The sequence below is a fragment of the Microbacterium sp. MPR-TSA4 genome, assembly GCF_058792815.1.
On sequence record NZ_JBXAFF010000002.1, the window covers coordinates 94,534 to 113,624 of the forward strand.

22 protein-coding genes and 2 tRNA genes are annotated in these 19,091 nt (G+C 70.8%); 11 read left to right on the forward strand and 13 right to left on the reverse strand.

Going from position 1 to position 19,091, the window contains the following annotated elements:
* Positions 1-23 precede the first annotated feature (23 nt).
* A complete protein-coding gene (locus AC1Q49_RS01715; RefSeq protein WP_492490764.1) occupies positions 24-1,691 on the forward strand; it encodes an FAD-binding dehydrogenase in 1,668 nt (555 codons plus the stop codon).
* Between the two features lie 34 nt (positions 1,692-1,725).
* Here AC1Q49_RS01715 and AC1Q49_RS01720 read toward each other — a convergent pair whose 3' ends face one another.
* On the reverse strand, positions 1,726-2,394 hold the full coding sequence (locus AC1Q49_RS01720; RefSeq protein WP_191008526.1) for a DUF8185 domain-containing protein: 669 nt from the start codon (positions 2,392-2,394) through the stop codon (positions 1,726-1,728).
* 58 nt (positions 2,395-2,452) lie between these two features.
* On the opposite strand from AC1Q49_RS01720, the gene AC1Q49_RS01725 reads away from it, so the two are divergent.
* Complete coding sequence (locus tag AC1Q49_RS01725) at positions 2,453-3,325, forward strand: acyl-CoA thioesterase (RefSeq protein WP_492490765.1); 873 nt, start codon at positions 2,453-2,455, stop codon at positions 3,323-3,325.
* Positions 3,326-3,346: 21 nt separating this feature from the next.
* Here AC1Q49_RS01725 and AC1Q49_RS01730 read toward each other — a convergent pair whose 3' ends face one another.
* The 4 genes from AC1Q49_RS01730 to AC1Q49_RS01745 form a co-directional block, all read right to left on the reverse strand.
* A complete protein-coding gene (locus AC1Q49_RS01730; RefSeq protein ID WP_492490766.1) occupies positions 3,347-3,820 on the reverse strand; it encodes an acyl-CoA thioesterase in 474 nt (157 codons plus the stop codon).
* Complete coding sequence (ettA, locus tag AC1Q49_RS01735; RefSeq protein ID WP_060958520.1) at positions 3,813-5,492, reverse strand: energy-dependent translational throttle protein EttA; 1,680 nt, start codon at positions 5,490-5,492, stop codon at positions 3,813-3,815. The genes AC1Q49_RS01730 and ettA overlap by 8 nt, the downstream gene beginning before the upstream one ends.
* Positions 5,493-5,597: 105 nt before the next feature.
* Positions 5,598-6,086, reverse strand: coding sequence for a DUF6993 domain-containing protein (locus AC1Q49_RS01740; protein WP_191008525.1), 489 nt, complete (start codon positions 6,084-6,086; stop codon positions 5,598-5,600).
* 92 nt (positions 6,087-6,178) lie between these two features.
* Positions 6,179-6,718: a single-stranded DNA-binding protein gene (locus AC1Q49_RS01745; RefSeq protein WP_492490767.1), complete on the reverse strand. Its 540-nt coding sequence runs from the start codon at positions 6,716-6,718 to the stop codon at positions 6,179-6,181.
* A gap of 234 nt (positions 6,719-6,952) precedes the next feature.
* On the opposite strand from AC1Q49_RS01745, the gene AC1Q49_RS01750 reads away from it, so the two are divergent.
* Positions 6,953-7,198, forward strand: coding sequence for a DNA mismatch repair protein (locus tag AC1Q49_RS01750; protein ID WP_492490768.1), 246 nt, complete (start codon positions 6,953-6,955; stop codon positions 7,196-7,198).
* 25 nt (positions 7,199-7,223) lie between these two features.
* Here the strand turns inward: AC1Q49_RS01750 and yczR are convergent, their stop codons facing one another.
* Positions 7,224-8,639, reverse strand: coding sequence for a MocR-like transcription factor YczR (gene yczR, locus AC1Q49_RS01755; protein ID WP_492490769.1), 1,416 nt, complete (start codon positions 8,637-8,639; stop codon positions 7,224-7,226).
* A 62-nt stretch (positions 8,640-8,701) separates the two neighbouring features.
* On the opposite strand from yczR, the gene yczE reads away from it, so the two are divergent.
* Positions 8,702-9,343, forward strand: a complete 642-nt coding sequence (gene yczE / locus AC1Q49_RS01760; RefSeq protein ID WP_223848921.1) for a membrane protein YczE — start codon at positions 8,702-8,704, stop codon at positions 9,341-9,343.
* Between the two features lie 19 nt (positions 9,344-9,362).
* On the opposite strand, the gene AC1Q49_RS01765 is transcribed toward yczE, so the two are convergent.
* Positions 9,363-9,572 carry a hypothetical protein gene (locus tag AC1Q49_RS01765; protein WP_060958515.1) on the reverse strand — a complete coding sequence of 70 codons (210 nt, stop codon included), beginning with the start codon at positions 9,570-9,572 and terminating at the stop codon, positions 9,363-9,365.
* Between the two features lie 127 nt (positions 9,573-9,699).
* Between AC1Q49_RS01765 and AC1Q49_RS01770 the strand changes: the two genes are divergently transcribed.
* The 6 genes from AC1Q49_RS01770 (at position 9,700) to AC1Q49_RS01795 (ending at position 11,730) form a co-directional block, all read left to right on the forward strand.
* Positions 9,700-9,772, forward strand: a tRNA-Arg gene (locus AC1Q49_RS01770).
* Between the two features lie 79 nt (positions 9,773-9,851).
* Positions 9,852-10,475 carry an oligoribonuclease gene (gene orn, locus AC1Q49_RS01775; protein ID WP_060958514.1) on the forward strand — a complete coding sequence of 208 codons (624 nt, stop codon included), beginning with the start codon at positions 9,852-9,854 and terminating at the stop codon, positions 10,473-10,475.
* A 34-nt stretch (positions 10,476-10,509) separates the two neighbouring features.
* Positions 10,510-10,585, forward strand: a tRNA-His gene (locus AC1Q49_RS01780).
* 25 nt (positions 10,586-10,610) lie between these two features.
* Positions 10,611-10,961 (forward strand): metallopeptidase family protein, encoded by a 351-nt coding sequence (locus tag AC1Q49_RS01785; protein WP_492490770.1) that lies wholly within the window; start codon positions 10,611-10,613, stop codon positions 10,959-10,961.
* Positions 10,958-11,242 carry an ATP-dependent Clp protease adapter ClpS gene (clpS, locus tag AC1Q49_RS01790; RefSeq protein ID WP_060958584.1) on the forward strand — a complete coding sequence of 95 codons (285 nt, stop codon included), beginning with the start codon at positions 10,958-10,960 and terminating at the stop codon, positions 11,240-11,242. Before AC1Q49_RS01785 ends, clpS begins: the two co-directional genes overlap by 4 nt.
* The gene (locus tag AC1Q49_RS01795; protein ID WP_492490771.1) at positions 11,239-11,730 is read left to right on the forward strand and encodes a DUF2017 family protein; all 492 of its coding nucleotides are present in this window, start codon (positions 11,239-11,241) and stop codon (positions 11,728-11,730) included. The genes clpS and AC1Q49_RS01795 overlap by 4 nt, the downstream gene beginning before the upstream one ends.
* A gap of 15 nt (positions 11,731-11,745) precedes the next feature.
* On the opposite strand, the gene AC1Q49_RS01800 is transcribed toward AC1Q49_RS01795, so the two are convergent.
* From AC1Q49_RS01800 to gatC, 6 genes are read right to left on the reverse strand one after another with little or no spacing between them, the layout of a single operon-like run.
* Positions 11,746-12,336 (reverse strand): nucleoside/nucleotide kinase family protein, encoded by a 591-nt coding sequence (locus AC1Q49_RS01800; protein WP_060958512.1) that lies wholly within the window; start codon positions 12,334-12,336, stop codon positions 11,746-11,748.
* A complete protein-coding gene (locus AC1Q49_RS01805) occupies positions 12,320-12,640 on the reverse strand; it encodes a hypothetical protein (protein ID WP_060958511.1) in 321 nt (106 codons plus the stop codon). Before AC1Q49_RS01805 ends, AC1Q49_RS01800 begins: the two co-directional genes overlap by 17 nt.
* A 22-nt stretch (positions 12,641-12,662) precedes the next feature.
* Complete coding sequence (locus AC1Q49_RS01810; protein ID WP_492490772.1) at positions 12,663-13,922, reverse strand: DNA polymerase IV; 1,260 nt, start codon at positions 13,920-13,922, stop codon at positions 12,663-12,665.
* Positions 13,923-13,981: 59 nt separating this feature from the next.
* On the reverse strand, positions 13,982-15,496 hold the full coding sequence (gene gatB / locus AC1Q49_RS01815) for an Asp-tRNA(Asn)/Glu-tRNA(Gln) amidotransferase subunit GatB (protein ID WP_061781792.1): 1,515 nt from the start codon (positions 15,494-15,496) through the stop codon (positions 13,982-13,984).
* Positions 15,496-17,007 (reverse strand): Asp-tRNA(Asn)/Glu-tRNA(Gln) amidotransferase subunit GatA, encoded by a 1,512-nt coding sequence (gene gatA / locus AC1Q49_RS01820; protein ID WP_060958508.1) that lies wholly within the window; start codon positions 17,005-17,007, stop codon positions 15,496-15,498. Before gatA ends, gatB begins: the two co-directional genes overlap by 1 nt.
* Complete coding sequence (gatC, locus tag AC1Q49_RS01825) at positions 17,004-17,303, reverse strand: Asp-tRNA(Asn)/Glu-tRNA(Gln) amidotransferase subunit GatC (RefSeq protein WP_060958507.1); 300 nt, start codon at positions 17,301-17,303, stop codon at positions 17,004-17,006. The genes gatA and gatC overlap by 4 nt, the downstream gene beginning before the upstream one ends.
* 68 nt (positions 17,304-17,371) lie before the next feature.
* Between gatC and AC1Q49_RS01830 the strand changes: the two genes are divergently transcribed.
* Positions 17,372-19,090, forward strand: coding sequence for a long-chain-fatty-acid--CoA ligase (locus AC1Q49_RS01830; RefSeq protein WP_492490773.1), 1,719 nt, complete (start codon positions 17,372-17,374; stop codon positions 19,088-19,090).
* The last annotated feature ends 1 nt before the right edge of the window (position 19,091 follow it).

Below are 19,091 nucleotides of genomic sequence, written 5' to 3' on the forward strand. Positions count from 1 at the left end.
ACGAGACGACGAAGGAGTCGACGATGAGCACCACCACGACACGCGAGGTCGACGTCCTCGTCATCGGATGGGGCCTCGCCGGTCTCGTCGCGGCGACGGAAGCGGCCGCCGCCGGAAAGACCGTCGCCCTCCTCGACCAGGAGCCGCGCCCCAACCTGGGCGGGCAGGCGTTCTGGTCGTTCGGCGGCCTGTTCTTCGTCGATTCCCCCGAACAGCGACGGATGGGGATCGCGGACTCCCTCGAGCTCGCTCGGCAGGACTGGTTCGCCACCGCCGGGTTCGACCGCGACGAGGATCTCTGGCCGCGCCAGTGGGCGGAGGCCTACCTGCAGTTCGCCAGCGGCGAGAAGCGCGCCTGGCTCCGCGAGAAGGGCGTGGGCTTCTTCCCCGTGGTCGGCTGGGCCGAGCGCGGAGGCTACAACGCCACCGGACCGGGAAACTCCGTCCCGCGCTTCCACATCACCTGGGGTACCGGCCCCGGGCTCGTCGCCCCTTTCCAGGCGGCCGTCGAGCAGGCGGAGGCGACGGGGCGGCTCACGGTGCTCCCCCGGCACCGCGTGACGGCCCTGACCACCGGCGGGGCCGGCGTCACCGGCGCACGCGGCGACATCCTCGCCCCCTCCGGCGCACCACGGGGCGCCGTCAGCTCGCGCGAGATCGTGGGAGCCTTCGAGGTCACGGCGGGCGCCACGATCGTCGCGTCGGGCGGGATCGGCGGCAACCACGACCTCGTGCGCGCCCAGTGGCCCGCCCGCCTCGGGACCGCCCCCGACACGATGATCACCGGGGTTCCCGCCTACGTCGACGGATCGATGCAGCCGGTATCCGCCGCCGCCGGCGCCCACCTCATCAACGGCGACCGCATGTGGCACTACGTCGAGGGGATCCAGAACTGGAATCCGATCTGGCCGAACCACGGCATCCGGATCCTGCCCGGGCCGTCGTCGGTGTGGCTGGACGCCACCGGCGCGCGGCTTCCCGTTCCGCTCTACCCCGGCTTCGACACCCTGGGAACCCTCGCGCACCTGCGCGCCACCGGCCACGACCATTCGTGGTTCGTCCTCTCGCAGAAGATCATCGAGAAGGAGTTCACCCTCTCGGGAAGCGAGCAGAACCCGGACCTCACCGGCAAGGACGTGCCCCTGCTGGTGCGCTCGCGGCTCGGTGCGGGGGCCGCCGGGCCCGTGCAGGACTTCCTCGACCACGGTGCGGACTTCGTGGTGCGCCGGACGCTGGACGAGCTGATCGACGGCATGCGCGCGCTGCCGGGCGGTGAAGCACTGGACGCGTCCACCGTGCGACGCGAGCTCGAAGCGCGCGACCGCGAGATCGAGAACGACTTCACGAAGGATGCGCAGATCGCGATGCTGCGCGCAGCCCGTGCCTACCGCGGCGACCGGCTCATCCGCAGCGCGAAGCCGCATCGCATCCTCGATCCGCAGAACGGGCCCCTCATCGCCGTGAAGCTCCACGTGCTCACCCGCAAGTCGCTCGGCGGGATCGAGACCGACCTGTCGGGTCGTGCCCTCGGCACCGACGGGGCTCCGGTCGGCGGACTGTACGCGGCCGGCGAGGCTGCGGGCTTCGGCGGCGGCGGCGTGCACGGCTACCGCGCGCTGGAGGGCACCTTCGTCGGTGGATGCCTGTTCTCGGGCAGGATCGCCGGACGGGCGGCCGCCGCCGCGCTCTGAGCGCGACCACCGCGTCGACGGGGCGGACCGGGGGTCAGGCGGCGCCCGTCGTCCGGACCTCGGTGAGCCCCGAGTGCACCCGGGTGCGCGTGAGGACGTGTCCCCGGCGCAGGCTCACGCGGGTCCACGGTCCGCTGCGATGGACGGTCGCCGTCTCCTCGCCCCCGATGAAGCCGAGGGCGAAGGCGGCGAACGCCACGCCGCGCGGCAGGTCCACGACCTCGCCGTCGGGCTCCCCCCACACCTGCGCCCGCACCAGTCGTACGACGTCTTCGCCCGCCGCGTCCGGGACGGCCTCCGCAACGGCGGCGATGCCCCACTGCGCGCGAGCGGCGAGGGTCGCCGCATCGAGGGAGGCGGCGCGCTCCCACCCGGAGCGCGGCGGGGAGACTCCGGCCCAGGGCGCCGTCACCGCGGAGTCCGGCAGGGCGATCGCGTTCGGGGCGTCGCCGGGTGCCAGCGCGGCGGCATCCACGACGAGATCGCACTCCAGCTCGGGATCCACGCGCACGAAACGCATGCCGAGGACGGTCGGCGTCGCCTCCAAGAGCGTCTGCGGAGCCAGCGGCGCCGAGGTCACGGCGAGGGTGCCTCCCGATGCGCGCAGACGCACCGTCCCATCGCCGAGGCGGGCGGCGCGCTGGGCGAAGACGAGCACGTCGGCGGCGCTCGGGGCGTCGGGGAACAGGAGGTGGGCGGACATCCCACCTAAACTATCAAGCGGCAGTGGAGACGGACGGAGAGCACGTGGAGACGGCAGGGTGAGCGGCGAGGATCCCGTCGCGGAGATGCTGGACGTGCTCGACCTCTCCTCGGGAGACGCGCGCACGACCGAGGACATCTTCACCGGAGCCTCGCATCCGATGCCGACCGGACGGATCTTCGGCGGACAGGTGCTCGCGCAGGCGATCATCGCGGCCGACCGGACGACCGACGACCACCGCGTCCCGCACTCGATGCACGGGTACTTCCTCCGTCCCGGCGACGCGGGGCGCGGCGTGACGCTGTCGGTGGATCGGATCCACGACGGACGCTCGTTCTCGACGCGCCGCACGCAGGTCTTCCAGGACGGCGTGCCCATCTTCTCCATGATCGCCTCGTTCGAACGCGAGGACCCGGGCCTGGATCATCAGAGCGGGATGCCGACGGGGATCCTCACGCCCGAGGAGGCGATCCGGCAGTGGCCGGCCGCCGGACGGCATCCGCTGTCGCAACGCCTCCTCGCCAGCAGCCCCATCGAGGTCGTCCACGCCGAGGGAGCGATCTACGACGCCGTGGCCCCGCAGCGCAGCGCGCAGCAGAACGTGTGGATGCGCGCGAAGCGGCCCATCGGCGACGATCCCGCCCTGCACCGCGCCGTCCTGGCTTACATGAGCGATCTGACCATCCAGGAGTCCGTGCTGCGCGCGCACGGCATCGCGTGGTCGCAACCGGGGCTCAAAGTCGCCAGCCTGGACCACGCGATGTGGTGGCACCGCCCGGCACGGGTCGACGAATGGCTCCTGTACGCGCAGAACTCCCCCAGTGCGCGCGCCGGGAGAGGACTGTCCTCCGGACGCATCTTCACCCGCGACGGCGATCTGGTCGCGTCGGTCGGTCAGGAGATCATGGTGCGGGTACCGGATCGCACCTGACCCGCGCCGCAGTCGTCGCGGTCAGTGCCGCCGGAACGCGACCGGCTCCCCCACGTAGGGGCTCCAGGCGTCGCGCATCGTGTCGGTCAGCCGCACGGGGCGGAAGGTCTGTGCGTCGACGAGGACGACCGACGAGGAGGCGCGCGCGTACAGCGTCTGGTCGCCGTCGCTGCGCGGGCTGTACACCTCGTAGCAGACCTCGATGCTCGAGCCGCCGAGCTTGCCGAACCACATCTGGATGTCGACGGGCTCGCGGCGGTACGGGACCGGCGCGAGGTACTCGATCTCCTGACGCGCGATGAGCGTCAGCACCCCGGCATCCACGCCCGCGTCGATGACGGCGGTGTCGGGCGCCGAGTCACCGAACACCGGTGTCCAGAACACCCGCACGCGCGCCTCTTCGAGCAGCTTCAACATCGTCGCGTTGTTCACGTGGTTGAACGCGTCGAGGTCACCCCATCTCAGATGGATGGGAACGTGGAGGCGCTCAGTCACGGGTGAGCTTGCGGTGCGTGGAGCGGTGCGGGTTCGCGGCGTCCGGGCCGAGGCGCTCGATCTTGTTCGCCTCGTACGCCTCGAAGTTGCCCTCGAACCAGTACCACTTGTCCGGCTGCTCGTCGGTGCCCTCGTAGGCGAGGATGTGTGTCGCGATGCGATCGAGGAACCACCGGTCGTGCGTGATGACCACCGCGCAGCCGGGGAACTCGAGCAGGGCGTTCTCCAGCGAGCTCAGCGTCTCGACGTCGAGGTCGTTCGTGGGCTCGTCGAGGAGGAGCAGGTTGCCGCCCTCCTTCAGCGTGAGAGCGAGGTTCAGCCGGTTGCGCTCACCGCCCGAGAGCACACCCGCCTTCTTCTGCTGGTCGGGTCCCTTGAAGCCGAACTTGGAGACGTAGGCCCGCGAAGGGATCTCCGTCTTGCCGACGGTGATGATGTCGAGCCCGTCGGACACGACCTCCCACAGCGTCTTGTTCGGGTCGATGTTGGCGCGGCTCTGGTCGACGTAGCTGATCTTGACCGTCTCACCGATCTTCAGGTCGCCGCCGTCGAGTGGCTCGAGGCCGACGATCGTCTTGAACAGCGTCGTCTTTCCGACGCCGTTGGGTCCGATGACACCCACGATGCCGTTGGGCGGCAGGCTGAAGCTGAGACCGTCGATGAGCGAGCGGTCGCCGAACCCCTTCTGCAGCTTCTTCGCCTCGATCACGACGGTGCCGAGGCGCGGGCCGGCGGGGATCTGGATCTCCTCGAAGTCGAGCTTGCGGGTGCGCTCCGCCTCGGCCGCCATCTCTTCGTAGCGGGCCAGACGAGCCTTCGACTTCGTCTGACGGCCCTTGGCCGACGAACGGACCCAGTCGAGCTCGTCCTTCAGACGCTTGGCGAGCTTGGCGTCCTTCTTGCCCTGGATGTCGAGGCGCTCGGCCTTCTTCTCCAGGTAGGTGGAGTAGTTGCCCTCGTAGCCGATGAGCCGGCCGCGGTCGACCTCGGCGATCCACTCCGCGACGTTGTCGAGGAAGTACCGGTCGTGGGTGATGGCGATGACGGCACCCTTGTACGACTGGAGGTGCTGCTCGAGCCACAGCACGCTCTCCGCGTCGAGGTGGTTGGTGGGCTCGTCCAGCAGGAGCAGGTCGGGCTTCTGCAGCAGGAGCTTGGCGAGGGCGACGCGGCGCCGCTCACCACCGGAGAGCTTGGTGACCGGCTCGTCGGCGGGCGGGGTGCGGAGGGCATCCATCGCCTGCTCGAGCTGCGAGTCGAGGTCCCAGCCGTCCGCGGCGTCGATCTCCTCCTGGAGCACGCCCATCTCGGCCAGCAGCGAATCGAAGTCCGCGTCGGGATCGGCCATGAGAGCGGAGATCTCGTTGAAGCGGTCGAGCTTCGCCTTGATCGCCACGCCGTCCTGGATGTTCTCGAGCACGGTCTTGGTGTCGTCGAGCTCGGGCTCCTGCATGAGGATGCCGACGCTGAAGCCGGGGGTGAGCTTGGCCTCGCCGTTGGACGGCGCGTCGAGGCCCGCCATGATCTTCAGGATCGTCGACTTACCGGCGCCGTTGGGGCCGACCATGCCGATCTTGGCGCCGGGGAGGAACGCCATCGTGACGTCATCGAGGATCAGCTTCTCGCCCACCGCTTTGCGGGCACGGACCATGGAGTAGATGTATTCGGCCATAACGGCCCAAGTCTACGCGGACGGGGTCGTGCGCTCGGCCCGCTCGCGCGGGGACGGCGACAGCCGAGGGGCTGACGGCGGCGTGGGGCGTGGCCGGCGGCCGGGTCACCAGTCGATCGGACGCGTCTGTCCCACGAGGCAGGTGCCGCCGGGCACCTCCGGAAGCACCCGGGTCTGCGGGCCGGAGACGGAGGGGCCGACCTGTCCCACGAGGCACTCCCCCTGCCATCGCACCGAGAACTGGATGGAGTCGGCCTGGTTGCCGACCGTCGTCAGATCCTGCGTGACCTCCATCGCCGACTTGTCGAAGCCGGCCGCGACGAGGGCATCGATGTAGGCCCGGCCCTGCAGGGCGGTGGGGCCGGCGGCGACGGCGTCGACGATCGAGCTGAAGAAGGGCAGGTTCTGCGTCGCCGTGCCGCCCGGCTCGAGCACCGGTCCCGTCGGCGTGGGCGTGGCCGTGGCCGACGGTGTCGCGGTGACGGACGGGGACGGCGCGGGAGTCGGCGACGGCGCGCATCCGGCGAGAGCCAGCGTCACCGCGAGGCCGACGGCGAGCAGGCCGGGGGCCGCGCGATGGACGTCTCTTCTCACGCCTCGAGTCTAGGCGGCGTCACTGGACGCCCACTCCACACCGGCCCCGGCACGACCGCGCCCTCGTCACACCCGGCGGATGCGGGTCGTGATCAGAACGGTGTCTCGTCGTCGCGCGCCGGCGACCACGCGCCCGCACCGACGAGTTGCGCAGACTCCCCCGACGCGTCGGCGGCCGCGACCGGCTGCTCCGCGCCGATCGCCTGCGGGTCGTGCGCGACACCGCCGGGAACCGACCACCCGGTCGCGTCGGCGGCGGGTGCAGGTAGCTGCGCGGGCGACGCGGACGGCTTGTGGAAGGTCGTCGTGCCGAACAGCAGGTCGTGGCCGAGCCCGTCGGCGTCGATCTCGGCCGACGAGCCGCTCTTTCCTCCCGACTCCCACTGCTTGATGCGGAACCGCCCCGTCACGATGACGCGTTGCCCCTTCTCGAGCGAGGCGAGGGCGTGCTCGGCGAGCCGCCGGTAGGCCGAGACCCAGTACCAGTTCGTGTGCGCATCGACCCACTGCCCGTTCTCGTGTCGTCGCTCGCTGCTCGCGAGGCGGAAGCTGATGGCGGGGATCCCCCCGGGCAGCTCCCGCCGTTCCGGGGTCGAGGCCACGTTTCCGACGACGGTGATGCGATCGCTCATGGTTCCCACTCCTCTCATCGCCCCGGACTCTCCGGGGCCGCTGCGGCACCCGGGTGCCCGCCGGGCGCCGCAGCACGAACAGCGTCCCTCCGCACACCGACGCGATCGGCGTCTCGCGCGCCATCCGTGGAGAGTTCCGCAGGGCCGCGACCTGTGCAGGAGGCTCGGACGACGCGCGTCGTTCGATGTCGGACGTCGAAGCTATGTTCGATCACGACAGAGTCAGGAGTTCCGATGACACGTACGCTCGCTCCCGTCCCCGCGGCCGTTCGCGGCTGCTCGTTCCACCCGGTCTCCCCGCATCGCTGGCGCGTGCTCGATCGCTCCGGACGCGTCATCGGCCATGTGCGATGGGAGGAGTGCGCCGACGGCGTGCGCTATCACGCCGAGCGGTTCGACCTGGCGCGTGCGCGACTGCGTCCGCTCGGCGCCTTCTGGACGGCGCGGGAGGCCGTCGACTGCCTGATCTACCTCCGCTGAGGCCCTGATCCCCCTCCGATGAGACTCAGACGACGGCGTCGACCAACTCGCCGCCGTGTACCGGAGCAGCAGCCCGCACCGTCGGCCACGCCCGCGCGAGCACGTCGACGGCGCGCCGGAGCTCTTCGGGAGGGGCGGTGAAGGGAATGCGCAGATGCCGATCGTGCGGGCCGTCCACGCCGAAGCGCGATCCGGCGGACAGATACACCCCGTGGGCACGAGCAGCCAGCACCAGACCGGTGCTGAGGGGCGCGTCGAGCTCCACCCAGAGCGCGACGCCACCGTCGACGACAGGCACGTGCCACGTCGGCAGTGCGGCGCCGAGCGCCTCGACGACGGTGTCACGACCCACGCGTAGGAGCTCGGCCCGCTGCGCGAGGATCTCGGGCATCCGTGCGATCAGTCGCGTCGTGACCACCTGCTCGAACTCGGGCGTTCCGAGCTCGCGCGGCGGACGCGCCGCCACGATGCGCTGCACGAGCTCCTCCTCGGCTCGGATCCACCCCACGCGCAGTCCGCCCCAGACCGACTTGCCCACCGATCCGACGCGGATGACGCGCTCCGATGCGAAAGCGGGCGGCGTCGCCGGGCCGTCGATCACGAGCTCCGCCGTGGTCTCGTCGACGATCAGGGTGGTGCCGGCATCGCGTGCCGACCGGGAGAAGAGGGCTTCTTCCGACGCGCTCATCGAGCGACCGGTCGGGTTCTGGAAGCGCGGCATCAGGTACGCCAGCCGGGGCCGCGTGCGCGCGAACACCTGGGCGGCTCTGTCCAGGTCCCATCCGCCGGCCGTCGTCACGGGCACGGCGCTGAGCCGCGCTCCGGCCGAACGAAGGGCTTCCGCGGCATGCGGATAGGTGGGGGTCTCGATCAGCGCGCGATCTCCGCGACCGATCAGCACGGTCGCCAGGAGGTGGATGGCCGACTGCGCTCCCGTCGTGACGACGATCTGCTCCGCCGACGTCGGGATGCCGAGGCGGCGGTATCGGCCCGCGATCGCCTCCCGCAGCGCGAGGGAGCCGCGCACGTCGTAGCCGGCGCGCGACACGATGCTGGCCGCATCGGCCGCCGCCTCGCTGATGACGCCGGCCAGCCCGGGCCATGCCGCCGGACTGGCCTGTTGCAGGTCGATCGCCCCCTCGTCCGCGGCGACGCGACCCACGTCGCGTCGGGGGCGCGGGCGGGTCACGCTTCCGGAGCCGCGGAGGCTCTCGATGTGGCCGCTGTCGCGCAGGCTGCGGTACGCCGCGGCCACCGTCGTTCGACTCACCCGCAGGGTCGCCGCGAGATCGCGCTCCGCCGGCAACGCCGTGTGCGCGGCGATGCGGTTGTCGAGGCACAGGAGCCGGATACCGTCGGCGAGTGCCTCGTACGCGGGCTCACGCGTCCGCCATCCGCCGAGTGCGGAGGAGAGGGCGCGCGCCGTGATCCTGGAGTCCATGACGTCCACCGTATCGCGATTGGACTGGTCTGAGAGGTCCAATACTGCGATTGGATGTCGTCATGTCGATTCGCGTCATCCGTCTCCTCGTCGGCCTCGCCCTGTACGGCGCGGGGTGCGGCGTCATGGTTCGCGCCGGCATCGGGCTGGACCCGTGGACCGTGTTCGCCCAGGGACTGTCGGTGCAGACCGGGGTCGGCATCGGCTGGATCACGAACATCGTCGGACTGCTGGTCCTGCTGCTGTGGATCCCCCTGCGACAGAAGCCGGGTATCGGGACCGTCGCGAACATCCTGATCGTCGGGACGAGCATGCAGGTGACGGTCAGCACCGTTCCCGCGGTCTCGGGCTTCGGAGCGCAGCTGGCCGTGTTCGTCCTCGGCATGGTCCTGGTCGCGGTGGCATCCGGCATCTACATCGGCGCCCACTTCGGCGCCGGTCCACGCGACGGGCTGATGACGGGGATGCACACGCGCCTCGGCTGGCCGATCTGGGCCTGTCGCCTCCTCGTCGAGGCCTCCGTGCTGCTGGCGGGCTGGCTCCTCGGAGGCACGGTGGGACTGGGCACGCTGCTGTTCGCGGCGGGCATCGGACCGCTCGTCCACGTGGCGCTCCCGCTGCTGGACCCCGACGCGCGCAGCGCGCACGGCAGGGCGGCCGCGGGACGCCGGACGGGAGCGATCGTGGCCGAGCCGTCGCGGTGAGCGAGGCGTCGCGCGGGTGTCAGTGCTCGCGGAACCGCGGCCAGTCGGATCCGTGGGGAAGATGGCCGTGCAGCGCGTTCTTGGCGATGTCCATGGTGGGGTACGTGCCGATACTGGCGGAGGCCCCCGCGATCGTGGAGGTGTAGCCCTCCGGCGACTTGCGGACCGTGCCGACGACGTTGCCTTCGGCGCCGTACGCGACCCAGAGCGTGGACGATGTGGTGCTCATGCTGACTCCTCTCGTCGGATCCGACGCTACGCCCCCGGGCGCGTCCGCGCGAGAGGGCGGCGGCCGTCTCTCGCACGGCTCGCGCGCGAAGCGCGGCGCACCCGGTACGGTGGAGATGTCGTCCCACCCCTCCATAGCTCAGTGGATAGAGCGAGCGGTTTCTACCCGCCAGGTCGGGGGTTCGAATCCTCCTGGAGGGACGTCTTCGCAGCGTCGCGTCGCGCCTCTGCGCCGGGCGCGACGCGGCGCGACGTCGGCGGCGCTCAGTAGGATGAACGCATGGTGAATGCCGCGGAGAACGACCGCCTCGTCTGGATCGACTGCGAGATGACCGGGCTCGATCTGGAGGTCGACGAGCTGGTCGAGATCGCGATCATCGTCACCGACTTCGAGCTGAACGCGCTCGATCCCGGCTTCCAGATCGTCATCCGGCCCGACGCCTCCGCGCTCGAGAACATGAACGACTTCGTCACGCGGATGCACGAGACGTCCGGTCTGCTGGCGGAGATCCCCCACGGCGTGAGCCTGGCGGAGGCCGAGTTCGAGGCCCTGGAGTACATCCAGCGGTTCGCCCCCGAGGGCAAGGCCCCGCTGGCGGGGAACACCATCGGCACCGATCGGATGTTCCTGGCCAAGTACATGCCGCGCGTGGACCGGTGGCTGCACTATCGCAGCGTCGACGTGTCCAGCATCAAGGAGCTCTCTCGGCGCTGGTACCCGCGCGCGTACTTCAACGCGCCGGCGAAGGACGGCGGGCATCGGGCGCTGGCCGACATCCAGGAGTCGATCCGCGAGCTCGCCTACTACCGTCAGGCGGTCTTCGTGCCCGAGCCGGGACCGACGAGCGATCAGGCCAGAGAGGCTGCTGCGGCCGCCGTGTCGTCATTCGCGCCAGGTGTGTAATAGAATCGTCTGGTTGCCTGGAAGCAGGCACATGGTGGCTATAGCTCAGTTGGTAGAGCACCGCGTTGTGGTCGCGGGGGTCGCGGGTTCAAGCCCCGTTAGCCACCCCACTCACTTCCCTGTCGGGAGTCCCTCATGATCGATCTGGATGCCGACGGCTTCGTCGAGCTCGTGTCCGACGAGATCGACCTGTTGCCGGATGACATGCTGGTCGGTCTCGACAACGTGGTCTTCGTCGTGGAGGATCGCCCGGAGGACGACTCGCTGGACCTTCTCGGGCTCTATGACGGCCTCGCCCTGACCGAGCGCGACCGCTACGGCTCCGGCGAGCTCCCGGACCGCATCATCGTCTACCGGGAGCCCCATCTGCACGCCTGCGAGAGCATCGAAGAGTTGCGCGACGAGGTGCACACGACCCTCGTCCACGAGATCGCGCACTTCTACGGCATCGACGACGCCCGCCTGCACGAGCTGGGGTGGGCGTGACGATCCCTCTGGAGGACCTCCGCCTCGACATCCGCTCGGAGACCGCGGGGCCGTGGCAGGCGGTCGTGTGGAACGACCCGGTGAACTTGATGAGCTACGTCGTCCACGTCTTTCGAACCTACTTCGGCTACTCCCGGGAGCGTGCGGAGCAGCTGATGCTCCTCGTCCACCACGAGGGGCACGCGGTCGTGGCGGAAGGCGCCCGCGAGCAGATGGAGCTCCACGTGCAGGCCATGCACGACTTCGGCCTGTGGGCCACCGTCCGACAGGCCGACTCGTGACGACGGCGGTGCGGATGGAGCTCTCGGCGCTCGAGGCCGCCCACCTCACCGACCTGATCGCGCAGTTCGCCCAGCTCCTGGCCGATGCGCTCGACGACGCGGACGATCCGGCGATCGCGCGGCTCGTGCCGGATGCGTACCGCGACGACCCGCAGGCGGCCGCGGAGTTCCGTCGCTTCACGCAGGACGACCTGCTCGACCGCCGCCGCGACGACGCGCAGACGGTGCTGACCTCGCTGCAGCGCGAGGGAACCGTCCTGCGCGCCGCCGACCTCGATCGCGTCGAGGCGGAGACCTCGTTCGTCGTCGAGCTGGATGCCGCCGCCGTCACCGCCTGGCTGCGCACGCTCACCGCGGTGCGCCTGGTCATGGCGACGCGCCTGGGGATCGTCGCGGATGACGATCAGGACGACGACGACCCCCGTTTCGGGGTCTACAACTGGCTGGGTTTCCGTCTCGAAGGTCTGCTGCAGGCGCTGGAGGACTGACGGCGCTGCCGGCCGCTACGGCACGTCGACGCGGATGGTGGCCAGGTCGCGCGGATGGTGCGCGCTCAGATGGGCGTCCTCCTGGCGGGCCCACCGCTGCCAGTGCGGCCGATAGGTGTCGCCGTCGCGAGCGAGCGCGCGATCGCGGCGGCCCGGTTCCGCCGACTCCAGCCAGAGCCGGACCGGCGCGAGAGGTGCGGAGGCGGGGGTCAGCACGCCCGACCCCTCCAGGATCAGCGGCACGAAGGCCGGGGTCACGACGCCGTCTCCGGGGGCGTCTCGCACCCAGTCCCAGCGGTTCCAGTGCGCGGCGCGCCCGGAGGCGAGGGGTTCCAGGATGCGGGTGCGCGCGATCTCGGCGCCCTCCGCCAGCCCGTCCCACCCCGGGTAGAGCTCGTCGAGCCCGATCATCGTGACCGGGCCCGCCCAGCGGGCGCGCACGCGCGCGGCGACCGTCGACTTCCCCGCGCCGGAGCGCCCGTCGATCAGCACGATGGGAAGGACGCCCGGAGGCAGCGCGACCACGGCCCGTTCGACGAGAGTCACCGCGTCGTCGAGGGCGGCGTCGACCTCGTCGCTGTGCGCGTGCTCAGCGCTTGAGTGCACGGATGATGCGGCTGAGCGTCCGCCCCGCGACCCACACGAAGGGGATCGCCACGGCCACCAACGACACCAGGTTCGGCTCGAAACGGAGGTCGTCGCCCTTGCGGATGTAGGCGCCGAGAGGAACGGCGAAACCTCCGCCTCCCCCGCCGTTGTTCCCGCTCTCGTCCTCGCCGGCGCCGAAGCCCGACCACGACAGAGCGACCGGGATGAGCCGGATGCCGTCGACGTCCTGCTGTTCGCCGTAGACGCTGTTCACGCCGAGCGCTGCGGACTGCTTGCCGAGTTCGAGTGCGAGATTGGGCATGGCTCCACCGTAGCCCGGAACGTCAGTCGGTGCGAGGCAGTCGCGGATTCGTCGGCAGCGCATTCACGTCGCGGCGCGGGCCGAGCACGCTGGCACGGGTGACGGCTCCCCCGCCGAAGCGCTGGCGCGCATCGTCGAGCGCTGCGTCGACGCGGCGCCACTCCGCGTCGTCGTCCCACAGGGGCAGCGCGCCGCCGTCGCCGCCGCGGAGCTTCTCGGCGCGCACGCCGATCAGCCGCACGGGCTGCGCCAGCTCGACCGCGTCGAAGAGGGCGATCGCGACGTCGCCGATGCGCTGGCCGACGTCCGACGGCTCCGTGAGCGTCTGTGAGCGCGAGAGCGTCGTGAAATCGGCGTAGCGCAGCTTCAGCGCGACGGTGCCCGCTCGCCATCCGCCGGCGCGAAGCCGGGAGGCGACGCGGTCGGACAGGCGCCGCAGTTCGCTGCGCAGGACGGCGGAGTCGGCCACATCGTGCAGGAACGTCTCCTCGTGGCCGATGCTCTTCTCGACACGCTGGGTCTCGACGGCGCGGGGATCGATGCCGTGAGCCAGCTGCCAGATCCGCTCGCCGCCGGCAGCGCCCAGGGCGCGATCGAGCACGCCGCGCGGCGCCGCGAGGATGTCGGACACCGTGCGCAGGCCCCGGCTCTCCAGGGCTTCCGCGGCCTTCGGGCCGACGCCCCACAGCGCGGACACGGGGAGTCCGGCGAGGAAGGCGGCCGTGTCCGGCTCGCTGACGATCAGCAGGCCGTCGGGTTTGGAACGCGTGGAGGCGATCTTCGCGACATGCTTGGTGGCCGCGACCCCCACGCTGCACACGAGACCGGTCTCGCTGCGCACCCGCGCCCTCAGCATCCGTGCGATCTCGCCGGGCGAGCCCCAGAGCCGCCGGGCGCCCGACACGTCGAGGAACGCCTCGTCGATGGACAGCGGCTCGACCAGCGGCGTGATGTCGTGGAAGATCGACATCACCTGGCGCGACAGGGCGGCGTACCTCTCGAAGTGCGGCGGGACGACGACCGCCTGCGGACACAGACGCAATGCCTGGGCGACCCCCATCGCCGAGCGCACGCCGAACCGTCGTGCCTCGTAGGAGGCGCTGGACACCACGCCTCGCCCCTCCATTCCGCCGACGATCAGCGGCTTTCCCGCGAGCGACGGATCGTCGAGCACCTCGACGGAGGCGTAGAAGGCATCCATGTCGACGTGGAGGATGCGGGTGCCGGTGTCATCCGCGCCGTCGGCGGAGACGATCCGTCCCGATCCGTCGCCACGTCCCATGAGTCCATTGTCGGTGACACCGCCGACACGGCGGCGTCACCGACACGAGGATGGCCGGGCTACTTCGCGGCGCGCTCGAGTACGAGCTCGCGGACGCGGGCAGCGTCCGCCTGACCCTTCATCGCCTTCATGACGGCGCCGATGACGGCGCCGGCGGCCTGGACCTTGCCGTCGCGGATCTTCTCGAGCACATCGGGCTGCGCCGTGAGCGCCTCATCGATCGCGGCGATCAGCGCGCCGTCGTCGGAGACGACGGCGAGGCCGCGGGCGTCGACGACCTCCTGCGGGGTCCCCTCCCCGGCGATGACGCCCTCGAGCACCTGGCGGGCGAGCTTGTCGGTGAGGGTCCCGGCGTCCACGAGCTGCTGCAGCGCGGCGACCGAGGCCGGCTCGACGAGCGAGGACGGCTCGACGCCCGACGCGTTCGCGAGGCGCGAGATCTCGCTCATCCACCACTTCCGCGCCGCGGCGGGAGACGCACCGGCGGCGACGGTCGCGTCGACCTCGGTGAGGAGCCCCGCATTCACGATCCCCTGGAAGTCGATGTCGGCGAAGCCCCAGTCCGCCTTCAGCCGGCGGCGGCGTGCGGCGGGCGGCTCCGGGAGGTCGGCGCGCAGCGACTCGATGAGCTCCGTGGACGGCGCCACCGGCAGCAGGTCGGGCTCCGGGAAGTAGCGGTAGTCGTCGGCATCCGACTTCGGCCGCCCCGGGGAGGTGGTACCGGTGTCCTCGTGCCAGTGACGCGTCTCCTGCGTGATGCTGCCACCCGCGGCCAGGATCGCGGCCTGGCGCTGGATCTCGTAGCGGACCGCGCGCTCGACGGAGCGCATGGAGTTGACGTTCTTCGTCTCCGTGCGGGTGCCGAGCTTCTCCTGGCCGCGCGGGCGCAGGGAGACGTTCGCGTCGCAGCGCAGGTTGCCGCGTTCCATGCGCGCTTCGGAGATGCCGAGCGACAGCACGATGTCGCGGATCGCCCGCACATAGGCGGCGGCGAGCTCCGGTGCGCGGTGCTCGGCGCCGAAGATCGGCTTGGTGACGATCTCCACGAGCGGCACGCCGGCACGGTTGTAGTCCACGAGCGAGTACTCGGCTCCCTGGATGCGCCCCGTGGAGCCTCCGACGTGCGTGAGCTTGCCGGCATCCTCCTCCATGTGGGCGCGTTCGATGGGCACCTCGAAGACGGTGCCGTCGGTGAGCTCGACCTCGACCTGCCCCTCGAAGGCGATCGGCTCGTCGTACTGCGAGATCTGATAGTTCTTGCCCAGGTCGGGGTAGAAGTAGTTCTTGCGCGCGAAGCGGCTCGACGGCGCGATCTGGCAGCCGAGCGCGAGACCCAGGCTGATCGAGAACCGCACGGCCGTCTCGTTGACGACCGGGAGCGATCCGGGCAGGCCCATGTCGACGGGTGCGACGAGCGTGTTCGGGGCGGCGTCGTGGTTCGACGCGTGAGCGGGGTTTCCCGCCGGAGAGAACATCTTGGTCTCGGTGTTCAGCTCGACGTGCACCTCGAAGCCGAGCACCGGCTCGTACAGCGTCAGGGCCTCGTCGAAGTCCATGAGTGCGGCCTTGGCCATCAGCGGTTTCCTCCCAGCAGCGGCGCGCGGTCCAGCAGCGGGCCGCCCCACGAATCGACGAGCAGCGCCTCGGCGGCAGCGCCCACACGGTACAGCCGGGCGTCCTCGCGTGCCGGCGCGATGAACTGGATGCCGACGGGCAGCCCGTCCTCCTCCGCCAGACCCGACGGGATGGAGATGCCCGGGACACCGGCCAGGTTGACCGGGATCGTGGTGACGTCGTTGAGGTACATCTGCAACGGGTCGTCGATCTTCTCGCCGAGCTTGAACGCGGTCGTCGGAGCCGACGGCGTCGCGATCACGTCGACCTGCGCGAACGCCGCGTCGAAGTCGCGTTGGATCAGCGTGCGGACCTTCTGCGCACTGCCGTAGTAGGCGTCGTAGTAACCCGCCGAGAGGGCGTAGGTGCCGAGGATGATGCGGCGCTTGACCTCGTCGCCGAACCCGGCGTCACGGGTCGCCGCCATGACGTCCTCGACGGTACCGCCGGGCACGTCCACGCGGAGGCCGAAGCGCACGGAGTCGAACTTCGCGAGGTTGCTCGACGCCTCCGCCGGCAGGATGAGGTAATACGCCGCCACGCCGTACTCGAAGTGGGGCGCGCTGATCTCCACGATCTCCGCACCCTGCCCTTCGAGGAGGGCGAGCGCGCTGCGGAACGACGCCGACACACCGGCCTGGAAGCCGCTGTCGGGCAGTTCGCGGATGACACCGATCTTGAGGCCCCGGAGCCCGGCGCCGGACGCGCCCTCGCGCGCCGCGGCGGCGAAGGACGGCCAGCTGTCGGTGAGCGACGTCGCGTCATGCGGGTCGTGGCCGCCGATGACGTCGTGCAGCAGTGCGGAGTCGAGCACCGTACGCGACACGGGGCCCACCTGGTCGAGGGACGAGGCGAGCGCGATCGCACCGAACCGGCTGACGCCGCCGTACGTCGGCTTCATCCCGACCGTTCCGGTGACGTGCGCGGGCTGGCGGATCGAGCCGCCGGTGTCGGACCCGAGCGCGATCGGCGCTTCGAACGCCGCCACGGCGGCGGCGGAGCCACCGCCCGATCCGCCCGGGATGCGCTCGAGGTCCCACGGGTTGTGGGTCGGGCCGTACGCCGAGTGCTCGGTGGAGGAGCCCATGGCGAACTCGTCCATGTTCGTCTTGCCGAGCGGAACCAGCCCGGCGGCACGCGAACGGGCGACCACGGTCGCGTCGTACGGCGACAGGAAGCCCTCGAGGATCTTGGACCCGCTGGTGGAGGGCATGTCCGTCGTGACGAGCACGTCCTTGATGGCCAACGGCACCCCGGCCAGCTCGCCGAGCGTCTCCCCCGCCGCCCGGCGACGGTCGATGTCGGCGGCGACGTCGAGCGCGTGGTCGCTCACGTGCAGGAACGCGTGCACGTCGCCGTCGACGGCGGCGATGCGGTCGAGGTGGGCGCGCGTGGCCTCCACGCTCGACACCTCGCCGGCGGCGAGCCGCGACGCGAGATCCGCGGCGGTCAGACGCGTCAGGTCGCTCACTGCTCCTCCCCCAGGATCGCCGTCACCCGGAAGCGCCCGTCGGCGGCATCCGGCGCATTCTGCAAGACCTGGTCGACCGTGAGCATCTCTCCGACCACGTCGGCGCGGAACACGTTCTCGAGCGGGATCGGGTGGCTGGTCGCGGGCACATCGGGGGTGGCCACTTCGGAGACCTTGGCGATGTTGTCGACGATGACGGAGAGCTGGCCCGTCAGGCGCTCCACCTCATGCTCGTCGAGCTGAATCCGGGCCAGAACGCCGAGATGGCGAACGAGTTCAGGGGTGATTTCAGACACCCTTCGATTCTAGTCGGCCCCTCTTCACCCCCTTCGACCGGGTTCTCACGGCCGCTAGGCTGACCGGCGTGAGCAGTGCGACCTCCTTCGACCCGCCCCGCCCCTGGATCGCGAGCTACGCCGCGGGGGTGCCCGACGATCTCGAGCCGGTCTCGGGCACGCTGCTCGACATCGTCGAGGCCTCGGCGCGCGACTACCCCGACGCACCCGCGCTGCAGTTCTTCGGACGCACCACCTCCTACCGCGAGCTCGTCGACGCCGTCGACCGCGTCGCCGCGGGGCTGCGCGAACGCGGCGTCGGCAAGGGTGACACCGTCGCCATCGTGCTGCCGAACTGCCCGCAGCACATCATCGCGTTCTACGCGATCCTGCGACTGGGCGCCATCGCCGTCGAGCACAACCCGCTGTACACCCCGCGTGAGCTGCGCAAGCAGTTCGAAGACCACGGGGCCACGACGGCGATCGTCTGGAGCAAGGTCGTCAAGACCGTGCAGGAGTTCCCCGCCGACCTCGCGGTGTCCACCCTCATCAGCGTCGACATCACGACCGCCATGCCCGTCTCGCTCCGCCTCGCCCTGCATCTTCCGGTGGCCAAGGCTCGCCAGTCGAGGGCCGCGCTCACGGTGCGCACCACGGGAGCCACGCCGTGGGAGCAGCTGACGCGCTCGGCGCCCCTGCCGGCATCCTTCCCGAAGCCCGCCACCGACGACGTCGCGATCATCCAGTACACGAGCGGTACGACCGGCACCCCCAAGGGCGCGGTCCTCACGCACCGCAACCTGCTCTCCAACGCGCGCCAGGCCCAGGCCTGGGTGCCGCAGATCACGCGCGGCAACGGATGCGTCGTCTACGCCGTGCTGCCGATGTTCCACGCCTACGGCCTCACGCTCTGCCTCACCTTCGCGATGTCGATGGGGGCCCGCCTCGTGCTGTTCCCCCGCTTCGAGCCGGCGATGGTCCTGGCGGTCACCAAGAAGCACCCGGCGACCTTCCTCCCGCTGGTTCCCCCCATCGCGGACCGCCTGCTCACGGCGGCGCGGGCGGAGGGCATCTCCCTGGCGGGCACCGAGGTCGCGATCTCGGGCGCGATGGCGCTTCCCCATGACCTCGTCGTGCCCTTCGAGGAGGCGACCGGCGGCTACCTCGTCGAAGGCTACGGACTGTCGGAGTGCTCGCCGGTGCTGATGGCGAACCCCGTCGCGGCCAACCGCAAGGCGGGCACCGTCGGACTCCCGCTTCCGGGCACCGAGTGCCGCGTGGTCGATCCCGACGAGCCGACGCGGGACGTCCCCGCGGGTGAGCGCGGAGAGCTGCTCGTCCGCGGCCCCCAGGTCTTCCAGGGCTACTACGGCAAGCCGGAGGCGACGGAGGCCGTGTTCGTGGACGGCTGGTTCCGCACCGGCGACATCGTCCAGATCGACGAGGACGGCTTCGTGCGCATCGTCGACCGGATCAAGGAGCTGATCATCACGGGCGGCTTCAACGTCGCGCCGACCGAGGTCGAGAACGCCCTCCGCCAGCATCCGCAGGTGGTCGATGCCGCCGTCGTGGGGCTGCCCAGCGCGCACTCCGGCGAGGAGGTCGTCGCCGCGGTCGTCCTGGATCCCGCCGCGACGGATGCCGACACGGAGGCGATCCGCACGTTCGTGCGCGGCATCCTCACGCCCTACAAGGTCCCGCGTCGCCTCTTCGTCGTCGACGAGCTTCCCACCTCGCTGATCGGCAAGGTCCTGCGACGCCAGGTACGGGAGTCGCTGCTGGCCCTCACCCAGCCCGCGGAGGACTGAG

Coding starts and splice junctions, on each gene's coding strand:
- orn (WP_060958514.1), top strand. CDS start 9,852: ATGGTGAATGCCGCGGAGAACGACCGCCTCGTCTGGATCGACTGCGAG.
- AC1Q49_RS01805 (WP_060958511.1), bottom strand. CDS start 12,640: ATGCCCAATCTCGCACTCGAACTCGGCAAGCAGTCCGCAGCGCTCGGC.
- AC1Q49_RS01720 (WP_191008526.1), bottom strand. CDS start 2,394: ATGTCCGCCCACCTCCTGTTCCCCGACGCCCCGAGCGCCGCCGACGTG.
- AC1Q49_RS01765 (WP_060958515.1), bottom strand. CDS start 9,572: ATGAGCACCACATCGTCCACGCTCTGGGTCGCGTACGGCGCCGAAGGC.
- ettA (WP_060958520.1), bottom strand. CDS start 5,492: ATGGCCGAATACATCTACTCCATGGTCCGTGCCCGCAAAGCGGTGGGC.
- AC1Q49_RS01785 (WP_492490770.1), top strand. CDS start 10,611: ATGATCGATCTGGATGCCGACGGCTTCGTCGAGCTCGTGTCCGACGAG.
- yczE (WP_223848921.1), top strand. CDS start 8,702: ATGTCGATTCGCGTCATCCGTCTCCTCGTCGGCCTCGCCCTGTACGGC.
- AC1Q49_RS01750 (WP_492490768.1), top strand. CDS start 6,953: ATGACACGTACGCTCGCTCCCGTCCCCGCGGCCGTTCGCGGCTGCTCG.
- AC1Q49_RS01745 (WP_492490767.1), bottom strand. CDS start 6,718: ATGAGCGATCGCATCACCGTCGTCGGAAACGTGGCCTCGACCCCGGAA.
- yczR (WP_492490769.1), bottom strand. CDS start 8,639: ATGGACTCCAGGATCACGGCGCGCGCCCTCTCCTCCGCACTCGGCGGA.
- gatB (WP_061781792.1), bottom strand. CDS start 15,496: ATGGCCAAGGCCGCACTCATGGACTTCGACGAGGCCCTGACGCTGTAC.
- AC1Q49_RS01810 (WP_492490772.1), bottom strand. CDS start 13,922: ATGGGACGTGGCGACGGATCGGGACGGATCGTCTCCGCCGACGGCGCG.
- AC1Q49_RS01715 (WP_492490764.1), top strand. CDS start 24: ATGAGCACCACCACGACACGCGAGGTCGACGTCCTCGTCATCGGATGG.